13 protein-coding genes are annotated in these 10787 nt (G+C 68.5%); 5 read left to right on the top strand and 8 right to left on the bottom strand.

Going from position 1 to position 10787, the window contains the following annotated elements:
• Positions 1-128: 128 nt before the first annotated feature.
• Complete coding sequence (locus ACFO8M_RS06855; protein ID WP_387972361.1) at positions 129-908, top strand: hypothetical protein; 780 nt, start codon at positions 129-131, stop codon at positions 906-908.
• On the opposite strand, the gene ACFO8M_RS06850 is transcribed toward ACFO8M_RS06855, so the two are convergent.
• On the bottom strand, positions 905-1312 hold the full coding sequence (locus ACFO8M_RS06850; protein ID WP_387972359.1) for a (deoxy)nucleoside triphosphate pyrophosphohydrolase: 408 nt from the start codon (positions 1310-1312) through the stop codon (positions 905-907). The two genes, ACFO8M_RS06855 and ACFO8M_RS06850, sit on opposite strands and share 4 nt — an antisense overlap.
• 440 nt (positions 1313-1752) lie before the next feature.
• On the opposite strand from ACFO8M_RS06850, the gene ACFO8M_RS06845 reads away from it, so the two are divergent.
• The gene (locus ACFO8M_RS06845) at positions 1753-2109 is read left to right on the top strand and encodes a pterin dehydratase (RefSeq protein ID WP_387972357.1); all 357 of its coding nucleotides are present in this window, start codon (positions 1753-1755) and stop codon (positions 2107-2109) included.
• A gap of 78 nt (positions 2110-2187) precedes the next feature.
• Here the strand turns inward: ACFO8M_RS06845 and ACFO8M_RS06840 are convergent, their stop codons facing one another.
• The 5 genes from ACFO8M_RS06840 to ACFO8M_RS06820 form a co-directional block, all read right to left on the bottom strand.
• Entirely contained in the window at positions 2188-2985 is a 798-nt protein-coding gene (locus ACFO8M_RS06840; protein ID WP_387972354.1) for an SDR family NAD(P)-dependent oxidoreductase, read from the bottom strand.
• Positions 2986-3080: 95 nt separating this feature from the next.
• Complete coding sequence (locus ACFO8M_RS06835; RefSeq protein WP_387972351.1) at positions 3081-3776, bottom strand: hypothetical protein; 696 nt, start codon at positions 3774-3776, stop codon at positions 3081-3083.
• 63 nt (positions 3777-3839) lie between these two features.
• Complete coding sequence (gene ychF / locus ACFO8M_RS06830) at positions 3840-4913, bottom strand: redox-regulated ATPase YchF (RefSeq protein WP_387972348.1); 1074 nt, start codon at positions 4911-4913, stop codon at positions 3840-3842.
• An 80-nt stretch (positions 4914-4993) separates the two neighbouring features.
• Positions 4994-5713 (bottom strand): hypothetical protein, encoded by a 720-nt coding sequence (locus ACFO8M_RS06825; RefSeq protein ID WP_387972345.1) that lies wholly within the window; start codon positions 5711-5713, stop codon positions 4994-4996.
• Positions 5714-5833: 120 nt separating this feature from the next.
• Entirely contained in the window at positions 5834-6256 is a 423-nt protein-coding gene (locus tag ACFO8M_RS06820; protein ID WP_387972342.1) for a hypothetical protein, read from the bottom strand.
• 127 nt (positions 6257-6383) lie between these two features.
• Here ACFO8M_RS06820 and ACFO8M_RS06815 point away from each other — a divergent pair, with 127 nt between their 5' ends.
• The 3 genes from ACFO8M_RS06815 to ACFO8M_RS06805 all read left to right on the top strand — a co-directional run bounded on the left by ACFO8M_RS06815 (position 6384) and on the right by ACFO8M_RS06805 (position 7953).
• Complete coding sequence (locus tag ACFO8M_RS06815; RefSeq protein WP_387972340.1) at positions 6384-6962, top strand: TetR/AcrR family transcriptional regulator; 579 nt, start codon at positions 6384-6386, stop codon at positions 6960-6962.
• A gap of 84 nt (positions 6963-7046) precedes the next feature.
• The gene (locus ACFO8M_RS06810) at positions 7047-7490 is read left to right on the top strand and encodes a MarR family winged helix-turn-helix transcriptional regulator (protein ID WP_387972337.1); all 444 of its coding nucleotides are present in this window, start codon (positions 7047-7049) and stop codon (positions 7488-7490) included.
• Positions 7491-7518: 28 nt separating this feature from the next.
• Positions 7519-7953 carry an organic hydroperoxide resistance protein gene (locus ACFO8M_RS06805; RefSeq protein WP_387972334.1) on the top strand — a complete coding sequence of 145 codons (435 nt, stop codon included), beginning with the start codon at positions 7519-7521 and terminating at the stop codon, positions 7951-7953.
• 147 nt (positions 7954-8100) lie between these two features.
• On the opposite strand, the gene ACFO8M_RS06800 is transcribed toward ACFO8M_RS06805, so the two are convergent.
• A complete protein-coding gene (locus ACFO8M_RS06800; protein WP_387972331.1) occupies positions 8101-8859 on the bottom strand; it encodes a succinate dehydrogenase/fumarate reductase iron-sulfur subunit in 759 nt (252 codons plus the stop codon).
• A complete protein-coding gene (locus ACFO8M_RS06795; RefSeq protein ID WP_387972328.1) occupies positions 8856-10760 on the bottom strand; it encodes a fumarate reductase/succinate dehydrogenase flavoprotein subunit in 1905 nt (634 codons plus the stop codon). The genes ACFO8M_RS06800 and ACFO8M_RS06795 overlap by 4 nt, the downstream gene beginning before the upstream one ends.
• Between the last annotated feature and the right edge of the window lie 27 nt (positions 10761-10787).

The raw sequence follows: 10787 nt of genomic DNA, 5'->3' as shown, positions 1-10787 counted from the left end.
GCACCCTCCAAAACGACGCACACCAACGGCAAGCCCACACGCTCGCGGCTTGACAAACATAAGGGAACCTATGGGCCGAAGAGGGCGCCCACATCGGACTTTTTTCCGATTCTGAGGCGACGATAGTCATGCTTTCGGCCGCCGCGACTACGACTCTCGACGTATACGTCGAGCTCGGCAGCGACGGCGGCCGGGCCGGAGCGCGCGGCATCGAGGCGGCGCTCGCGGTCGCCGCCCGTGTCGCCGCCGCCCCGAATCTGCGTCTTGCGGGCGTGGCCGGATACGAGGGCGCGGTGGCCGCCGGGACCGACGCGGCCGATCTGGCCGCCGTCGACGACTACCTCGGCGACCTCGCGACCCTGTTCGCCGCCTTGGACTTCGAGACCGACCGGCCGGTGATCACCGCGGGCGGCAGCGCCTACTTCGACCGGGTCGCGGCGGTCCTCGGTCCGCTCGCCGGGGAGGCCGAGGTGCTCCTGCGCTCGGGCTCGTACCTCATCCACGACCACGGTTTCTACGCCCGGATGACCCCCGCCGCCCGCGGCGGCGACGGACCCGAACTGGTTGCGGCCCTTGAGGCCCGCGCCCGCGTGCTGTCCCGCCCCGAGCCCGGGCTGGCGATCCTCGACGGCGGCCGGCGCGACTTCCCGTTCGACCAGGACCTCCCGATCCCCTTGGGGGCCGACAGTCCTCCAGGAGTCCCGCGAGCGGGTCTCGGGGAAGCGCGGTGTCCGCAGATCAGCGATCAGCACCTCTTCCTCACCGGCGCACTGGAAGACCTGGAGGTCGGTGACGTCGTACGGCTCGGCCTGTCCCATCCGTGCACGAGCTTCGACAAGTGGCGGCTCATACCCGTCGTCGACGATGCCACCGGGCTCGTGGTCGACGCCGTCCACACCTTCTTCTAGGCGCGCAGCAGATCGCGAAGCGTCTCGACCGCGGGGCGGTTGCCAGGGAGCCACGGCACCGAGTCGAGTTCGTCGGGGGCGAGCCAGCGCAGCTCCGCGTGCTCCTTCGCGTGCGGCTCGCCGCCGAGCAGTTCCGCGAAGTAGACCCGCAGCAGGTACCTGCCGCCGCCGGTGGCGAGGTCGCCGCCGACGCGTTCGCCGACCGCGATCTCGACGCCGAGTTCCTCGCGGCATTCGCGGCACAGCGCTTCGGCCTCGGTCTCATCGGGTTCGACCTTGCCGCCGGGGAACTCCCAGAGCCCGGCGAGTTCGGGCGGGTAGGCGCGGGCCGCGGCGAGGATGCGGTGCCCGGCGCGGATCGCGGCGCCGACGACGATCTTCGGCTCAGGGCGGGGTTCGTTCACCGCAAGAGTTTATCGGCGGGTCGGCCCGTCTCGGGCTCGCCACCGTTGCCGGTTCGAGGGCGTTTCGTTATCCTTCGCGCGGCAGATCACGAGCTGTGATCACTAGTGAGCAACCTGTTGCTCATACGTTCGGATGATGCGGCGTAGACCCTACGGTCAGGAATCGTGTCCACCAGCATAGAACCAGACAAGAACTGTCCCGCTAAATCCGATATTCCCGATTAATCCCATTTGCCGCCCTGGACAGAAACTGGGAGACGCGCAAGACTCGGTTCAGAAACGATAAAGATCCGGCGACAATTCAGACACGAACGCCCCCGTGTCCGGAGAAGCCGAATCAGACCAAACCTTACTGATCGTTCGCAGCCCTGCTCAGGCAGGGCACCGTTTTGCCGGGCGCGGCGGTCTTGAAAGAGGCGACGACGAATGGCGATGGTGCCATGGGGAGAACGGAGCAAGACGACAACGTGCTGCTGGACGCACTGAGGGAGCTCAATGGTTGGGTAGCGGACGACGGCCGCCTCTCGCGGTCGCTGCCGCTCGACGATTCCCAGCACGCGGAGCTCGCCGAACACATCAAGATCTTCGCTGACACGCTCGGCGTCATGCCGGACGTGTCGCGCACCGACGAGGCGACGCTCATCGTGCTCGCCCGCGAGGGCGGATTCAGCCTCACCGACGTGACCTTCGCCGGCCGCGTCGAAACCGCCTACATCACCATCGCCGGCGAACTGACCGCCCAAGAGGACGCGAACCTCTCCAAGAGCCGCTTCCGCTGGCTCCGACGGGGCGAATGACACGAACGAACACGGCGGATCGCCAGGGACCCCACCCCCCGGCGGTCCGCCGAAGCCGTGCCCGGGGAAAGGCGCCTGTCACGCGGACGCGATGGCCTCCGGATCGGGGCCTTGCGCGGACCGCGCCCCGTCCACCGGAATCACCGCACCGCTGATGAACGACGCCCGCTCCGAGAGCAGGAACGCGACCGCGTCGGCGACCTCGCCCGCCTCGCCCGCCCGCCCGAGCGGATGCAGGTCCCGCATCGACTGCTCGACGCGTGCGTACGCCGCCGCGCCGGCGTCCTCCAGTGCCCTGAGCCGCTCGGTCGCGACCGACCCCAGGGCCAGCGCGTTCACGCGCACGCCCCAGGGTCCGTAGTCGACCGCGAGCGCCCGCGTGAGGCCCTCGATCGCGGCCTTCGCAGTGGCGTAGGGGAGTGCCCCGCGCACCGCCCGCTGCGCCTGGTGGGAGGAGAGGTTGACGATGCTCCCGGCGATGCCCTGGGCGCGGAACGCTGCGACAGCGGCGGCCGCCCCCGCAAGGCACGGCTGGAGGTTGAGTCGGATCAGCTCCGCTACCGCCGCGCCACCCGCCTCATGGAGCCAGGCGTCGCGGAACACCGCGGCGTTGTTGACCCAGCCGGTCAGCACCCCGAGGGATTCGGCCGCGGTGACGGCCCGGGCGGCGACGGCGTCGTCGCCCGCGTCGCCCACGATCACCCAGGCCCGGCTCTCGCCGATCGGCGCGTCCAGCCATGCGAGCGCCTCGTCGCGCAGTTCCACGACGACGACCGCCCGGTCCTCATCGAGCAGCCGCTCGATGATCGCTCTCCCGATGCCCTGCCCGCCGCCGGTCACGACCGTGACTTCGCGCTGCCTTGGCTCACGCTGCATCGTCCACCTCCGAGTCGGCGCCGCGCGCTGCGGCGTCAGACCTCTTAGTGCTCAGGGAATGCCGTGTTTAAACCCGGCCGGAGCCGGGCGCTCGTTCACTCGGTCCAAGGGATGAAGTCGGACCGGCCTTCCCAGGTGCCGTGCTCGGACAGCGGGCGGAAGCGCATCGTCGTGAACTCGCGGTGGAAGTCCCGCCGTTCCCGCTCCGCCATCGCCTTGCTGTGGCGGCGTGCGGCATCGCCCTCGTCGCGCCCGAAGACCATGCCCGTCATCGCGCGTGCGCTCTTCCAGACCGAGAACGTCACGATCGTGCGCGGCGGCCGCATCGCCGCCAGCGCCAGCGTCGTCTCGGGGTGGTCGCGCACCTGGCGTTCGACGGGCCTGCCCCAGTGCAGGAACCGCGGCAGCTCGGGCAGCCGCATCCGGGCCAGCGTCACCGCGACCACGGGCGCATCGGGCACCGAACGCTCGGCCTCCACAGGAAGGTGGGCCAGCGCCCCCACCTCGCCCCAGCGGCGCTGGAACGCCAACCGCACATGCCATCCCGCGCCGAGCCCGCGGCCGAAGCGGTGCTCAGCGAGGAACGCCTCGAGGGACGCTTCGTCGGCCCACTCGGCGAACACGGCGAGACGCCGAATCTGCATGCGATCGGGGGACACCACCGGTGCGCCCAGCCGCATGCCCGCGAGCACTTCGAGGTGGCGCAGCCCCGGTGCCGAAGGCGGGCGCAGCAGCGCACCGGCCGCGTCGCGCAGCGGCATCCGCGCGAGATGGAACGAGTGAATGCTCATACGTGCGATCCAACCCGAGATCGCGCCCGAATGCACGCTCGGGAACCGCCGGGAAGGGCCTGGTTACACGTTGAAGCGGAACTCCACCACGTCGCCGTCGGCCATGACGTAGTCCTTGCCCTCCATGCGGACCTTCCCGGCGGCCTTGGCCGCCTGCATGGTCCGGGCCTCCATGAGGTCGTCGAAGGAGACGATCTCGGCTTTGATGAAGCCGCGCTGGAAGTCGGTGTGGATCTCGCCGGCCGCCTCGGGCGCGGTCGCGCCCTGCGGGATCGTCCACGCCCGGGTCTCTTTCGGCCCGGCCGTCAGGTAGGTCTGGAGGCCGAGCGTGTGGAAGCCGACGCTCGCGAGGCGGTCCAGGCCGGGCTCGCTCTGGCCGGTGGACTCCAGCATCTCGCGGGCCTCGTCGGGCTCCAGGTCGACCAGCTCGGACTCGAACTTGGCGTCCAGGAGCACCGCGTCGGCCGGCGCGACCAGGTCGCGCAGCTTGGCGGCGAGCGCTTCGTCGCCGACCTGGCCCTCGTCGACGTTGAACACGTAGATGAACGGCTTGGCCGTCAGCAGGTGCAGGTCGTAGAGGTGTTCGGTGTCGAGGCCGGCGGCGAACACGGTCTTGCCGCCGTCGAGGACCTCCTGGGCCTGCTTGACCGCGGCCACCTTCGGGGCCTTGGTCTTGTCCATGCGCGCTTCCTTCTCGAGGCGCGGGAGGACGTTCTCGATGGTCTGGAGGTCCGCCAGGATCAGCTCGGTGTTGATGGTCTCGATGTCGTCGATCGGCGAGACGCGGCCGTCGACGTGGGTGACGTTGCCGTCTTCGAAGACCCGCACGACCTGCGCGATGGCCGAGCATTCGCGGATGTTGGACAGGAACTTGTTGCCCTTGCCCGCGCCTTCGGAGGCGCCCTTGACCAGGCCCGCGATGTCGACGAAGGTCACGGTCGCGGGGAGGATCCTCTCCGAGCCGTAGATCTCGGCCAGCTTCGGGAGCCGGGCGTCGGGGACGGCGACCACGCCGACGTTCGGCTCGATGGTCGCGAACGGGTAGTTCGCCGCGAGGATCTCCGAGCGGGTCAGCGCGTTGAACAGCGTGCTCTTGCCGACGTTGGGCAGGCCGACGATACCGATGCTGAGTTTCACGAGGCCCAAGTCTAGGCGGGCCCTTGCGGGCCCGCCCAAGCGCGGCGGTGAGGCGGTGGCCTCAGGCCGCTGCTGTGCGGCTACTGCTGCGTGAACTCGATTGACCAGTCGCCTTCTGCGATGACGTCCATGTAGTAATCGCCGTCGAGCCCATAGACGTAGGTGGAGCCCTCGACTTCGGTGCCGATCTCGTTCACGATCACGTGCCAGTCCAGCGCGTCGTTCTTGTTGGAGAGGTCCGCGATGAAGTTGGTTTCGATGTCGAGCAAGGCATTGCCGGTAACGCTGTAGGTCACCAGGTAGTCGCCCTTGAGCTGAGTGGTTTCCGTTGTCATGGTTCCTGAACCAGTGAAGGTGTAGCTGAGGTCTTCGCCGCTGCCCTCGACTTCGCTGGTGGTGGTCTCTTCGGCCGAGGTCGCCTCTTCCTCGGTGGTGGTCTCTTCGGCCGAGGTCGTCTCTTCCTCGGTGGTGGTCTCCTCAGCGCTGGTCGTCTCCTCCTCGGGAGTCGTCTCCTCGGCGCTGGTCGTTTCCTCGGCGCTGGTCGTCTCCTCGGCGCTGGTCGTCTCCTCCTCGGGAGTCGTCTCCTCGGCGCTGGTCGTTTCCTCGGCGCTGGTCGTCTCCTCAGCGCTGGTCGTCTCCTCCTCGGGAGTCGTTTCCTCGGCGCTGGTCGGGTCTTCGCGGGCGGTGGCGCTGTCGCTGCCGTCACCTTCTGTACCACATGCGGCCAGGAGTACCACTCCAAGCATCACCGCGATGAGGAAGCTGAGGCCTGAGCGGGCCGAGCTGAGCATGTGATCCATTTCCGCCCCTTTCGGTCACGTCATGCGATCACCGACCTGTAGTCAAACACGGACCGCTCTGGAGGAGACCGAACTCCGGGTTTATCGTGAGAATCACTCGGAATTCGTGTACGCATCCGTTCAGGCTGCCAGCAGCCCGATCCCGAGGGTCACGACGCCGAGCGCGAGGCTCGCGGCGCCGAGGTACAGGATCGCGATGGCCTTGTTGGGTTCGGTGCGGCCCTGGCCTGCCATGGCGGCGAAGAACCCGCCGGACATGAGGATTGCGGCCAGTGGCACTCCGGCGCGGGCGATCCAGCCCCAGAACCCGGTGAGGGCCGTCGCGTCGGCGAGGACGAGGCCGATGAGGCTGAGGATGACCAGGACGCCCGCGTGGCCGTGCCCGGCCCGTGAGAACGACTTCTGGAACTCGGTGAGGGGCACCTTGCCGCTGGTGACCTTGACCAGGAAGGTGCCGCCGAATTCGATGGTGACGATGGTGAGCAGGACGATTCCGGCAATGCTGCGGGACGCGTCGCTCAGTGCGAAAGTGGACTCGAACATCAGGGGCATCCAATCGTGTGTGGCTCTGAGGTCCAAGGTACGCACCGGTCTTGACAGTGTCAAGTTATTCGAGAAATTGACGCCAGTGGTGTTTGACACTGTCAAGATCCGCGCTACAGTGGCTCTCGTGACCGATCGCTACCACCACGGCGACCTGCGCCGGGCCCTCATCGATGCCGCCGTCGAGGCCATCGCCGAATCGGGGCCGAGCGCCCTGAGCCTGCGCGCCGTCGCCAAGAAGGCCGGCGTCTCGCACGCCGCCCCGGCTCACCACTTCGGCGACAAGGCCGGGCTCTTGACCGCCGTCGCGGCCCAGGGCTACGACCGCTTCGCGGACGCACTGGACAGGGCGTGGGAGGCGACCGGCGACTTCGTCGAGGTCGGTGTCGCATACGTGCGCTTCGCCATCGACAACAAGGCGTATTTCGAGACCATGTTCCGACCCGAACTGCTCCATGAGGACGACCCCGATCTGCAACGCGCCGAAGCGCGTTCGAACGCCGCGCTCGTCCGCGGGTCGGGTGAGCCGAAGCCGGGCCCGGACGGGAAGGCGCCGGCGTTCAACGCGGGAGCGCTGGGCGCGTGGTCGCTCGTCCACGGTTTCGCCGGGCTCCTCATGGGAGGGAACTTCCCGCCCGCGGTGGTCGCCGACCCCGAAGGCGCGCTGAGGGAGATCGCGAGGCAGACCCGCTTCGGCGAGGGCTGACCTCCGCAGCGCACCCCGGGCCGCATTGACTTGCGGCTCACAAATAGGTTGTGCACAACTTAGTTGTGCGCTATGTTCATGGGCATGGACGAGACACCACGACTCCGGGAGCAGGCCTGCTTCGCGCTGTACACCGCCTCGCGGGCGGTCATCGGCCTGTACCGGCCGATGCTCGACCGGCTCGGGATCACGTACCCGCAGTACCTGGTCCTCATGGCGCTGTGGGAGAACGACGGTCTCACGGTGAGTGCGCTCGGCGACGCCCTCCAGCTCGACTCGGGCACCGTCTCACCGCTCCTCAAGCGACTCGAGGCCGCCGGGTTCGTCGAGCGCCGCCGCGAATCGGGCGATGAACGCGTCGTCACCGTGCACCTCACCGAGGCCGGCGCGACGCTCGAGCGCGAGGGCTGCGAGATCGCCAAGACCGTCGGCTCGTCCACCGACATGCCCCACGAAGAGCTGTACGCCCTGCGCGACAAGCTCAACGAATTCACCGCATCCCTCCGTGAACACCACGCCGCGGAATAGCGGCCATCCCAACCAAGAAGGAGACACCATGAAGGCGCTTTACACTGCCCACGCAGTCTCGACCGGCGACGGCCGCAACGGCCACGTCGCGGGCGGCGACGGCCTCATCGACTTCGACGTCCGGATGCCGCCCGAGCTCGGCGGCCCCGGCGGCGCCCCCAACCCGGAGCTGCTGTTCGCCGCCGGTTACGCGGCCTGTTTCCACTCCGCGCTCCAGTCCATCGCCCGCGCGGCGAAGGTCGACCTCGGCGCTTCGAGCGTCGAGGCCAGTGTCGGCATCGGCAAGCTCGACGGCGGCGACGGCTTCGGCCTGAACGCGGTCCTCGAGGTCTCCATCCCCGGCGCTCCCCGCGACATCGCGGAAGGCCTCGTGGCCAAGGCCCACGAGTACTGCCCGTACTCGAACGCGACCCGCGGCAACATCGACGTCGAGATCGACCTGGTCCAGGCGGCGGGCGAGTAGCAGCACCACACGTTTGAAGGGCGGCCGTCGCAATGCGACGGCCGCCCTTCAAACGCGAACTCGGCGTTTCGCGGCGCTAGCCTTCAAAACGGACATTCACAGCGCCCCCGACAACAACCCTGACTCGGGGGTGCGACAGTCTTCCGCCTAGGCCGTCCTGTCCTTGCGGAAGATCTTGCGGCCCAACCACACCAGCGGGTCGTAGCGGTCGCCGGCGACGCGTTCCTTCATCGGGATGATCGCGTTGTCGGTGATCTTGATGTGCTCGGGGCAGACCTCGGTGCAGCACTTCGTGATGTTGCACAGGCCGAGGCCCTGGTCGTCCTGGGCCTCCTCGCGGCGGTCGTCGCGTGCGTCGAGCGGGTGCATGTCGAGCTCGGCGGCCCGGATGAACAGGCGCGGGCCCGAGAACGGCGGCTTGTTCTCCTCGTGGTCGCGCACCACGTGGCAGGTGTTCTGGCACAGGAAGCACTCGATGCACTTCCTGAACTCCTGGCTGCGCTCCACGTCGACCTGCTGCATCCGGTACTCGCCGGGCTTCAGGTCCTCCGGCGGCGCGAACGCCGGCATGCTCCGCGCCTTCTGGTAGTTGAAGGACACGTCGGTGACGAGGTCGCGCACGACGGGGAAGGTCCGCAGGGGCGTGATCGTCACCGGCTCGTCATCGGCGAAGAGGTTCATGCGGGTCATGCACATCAGCCGCGGCATGCCGTTCACCTCGGCCGAGCACGAACCGCACTTGCCGGCCTTGCAGTTCCACCGCACGGCCAGGTCCGGCGCCTGCTCGGCCTGGATGCGGTGCACCACGTCGAGGATCACCTCGCCCTCGTTCACCTCGACGTCGAACTCGGCGAAGTCGCCGCCGTCGGCGTCGCCCCGCCATACCCGGAAGGTCCGCTCGTTCATCGGCCCTCCTCCTGTTCTGTCGACGAGGACTGGTACTCCTCGGGGGTCATGTACTTGGAGAGTTCCGTGGTCTCGAACAGGCCCAGCAGTCCGGGCGTCATGGTCGGGACCGCCTGGCGCGTCAGACGCACGTCCTCACCGTCCAATGAGGCCACCAGGTTCACCTTGCGCCACTCCGGGTTCATGCCCGGCGCGTCTTCGCGGGTGTGCCCGCCGCGGGACTCGTCCCGCTCCAGCGCGGCCATCGCGGTCGCGACCGAGCAGACGTACATGTTCCGCAGGTCCAGCGCCAGGTGCCAGCCGGGGTTGTAGGCTCGGCCGCCGCCCGCGCTGACGTTCGCGATGCGCTCCTTGAGGGTCGCCAGCTCGGTCAGGGCTTCTTCGAGCTCGCCCGCCTTGCGGATGATGCCCACGAGGCGGCCGTTGATCGCCTGCATCGCGTTCTGCAGCGCGTACGGGTTCTCGCCGTCGTTCCCGAAGGGCCGCAAGGCCTCCTCGGCCGCCGCCGCGATCTCCGCGTCCGTCAGCTTCGGCGGCTCCGAGGCCGAGGCGTGCTCGGCGGCGTACTCGCCCGCGCGCTTGCCGAACACCAGAAGGTCCGAGAGCGAGTTCCCGCCGAGCCGGTTCGAGCCGTGCATGCCGCCCGAGACCTCACCGGCCGCGAACAGGCCCGCGACCGCCGAAGCGGTCGTGTCGGCGTCGACCTCGATGCCGCCCATGATGTAGTGGCAGGTCGGGCCCACCTCCATCGGCTCGGCCGTGATGTCCACATCGGCCAGTTCCTTGAACTGGTGGTACATCGACGGGAGCTTCTTGCGGATCGTCTCGGCGTCCCGCCGGGACGCGATGTCGAGGTACACCCCGCCGTGCTCGGTGCCCCTGCCCGCCTTGACCTCCGAGTTGATCGCGCGCGCGACCTCGTCGCGCGGCAGCAGCTCCGGGGGCCTGCGGTTGGTGTCGGGGTCGGTGTACCAGCGGTCGGCCTCCTCGGGGTTGTCGGCGTACTGCGCCTTGAACACCTCGGGGATGTAGTCGAACATGAACCGCTTGCCCTCGGAGTTCTTCAGGATCCCGCCGTCGCCGCGCACCGACTCGGTCACGAGGATGCCGCGAACCGAAGGGGGCCAGACCATCCCGGTCGGGTGGAACTGGATGAACTCCATGTTGATGAGCTTCGCCCCGGCCCGCATCGCGAGCGCGTGGCCGTCGCCGGTGTACTCCCACGAATTCGAGGTGACCTTGAACGAGCGCCCGATGCCGCCGGTGGCGAGCACGATCGCGGGCGCCGCGATCGCGATGAACCGCCCGGTGCTCCGCCGATAACCGAAGGCGCCCTTGACGGCGCCGCCGTCGGTGAACAGCTCGGTGATCGTCGTTTCGTCGATGACCTGGAGCTTGTCCTCGCTCTCACCCGCCGCCTCGTCGTCCTGCTGGAGCGAGACGAGCTTCTGCTGGAGGGTGCGGATCAGCTCGAGCCCGGTGCGGTCGCCGACGTGCGCGAGGCGCGGGTACTCGTGGCCGCCGAAGTTCCGCTGGCTGATCTTGCCGTCGGCGGTCCGGTCGAACAGGGCCCCATAGGTTTCGAGTTCCCAGATCCGGTCCGGCGCCTCCTGGGCGTGGATTTCGGCCATCCGGTAGTTGTTGAGGAACTTGCCGCCGCGCATCGTGTCGCGGAAGTGGACCTGCCAGTTGTCGTTCGAGTTCACGTTGCCCATGGCGGCGGCCGCGCCGCCCTCGGCCATGACGGTGTGCGCCTTGCCGAACAGGGACTTCGAGATGACGATGACGCTCTTTCCGGCCAGGCGCGCCTCGACGGCGGCCCGGAGACCGGCTCCGCCCGCGCCGATGACGAGGACGTCGCAGGCCAGGTGCTCGACGTCGTTGATGTCGTTGTCGCTCATACTTGTCGCCCTCTATCCAATGCCGTG

The sequence above is a fragment of the Glycomyces rhizosphaerae genome (genome assembly GCF_042647865.1).
Classification (GTDB): domain Bacteria; phylum Actinomycetota; class Actinomycetes; order Mycobacteriales; family Micromonosporaceae; genus Glycomyces; species Glycomyces rhizosphaerae.
The sequence above is the reverse complement of the archived record's forward strand: the minus strand, read 5'-3'. Positions and strand labels throughout refer to the sequence as shown.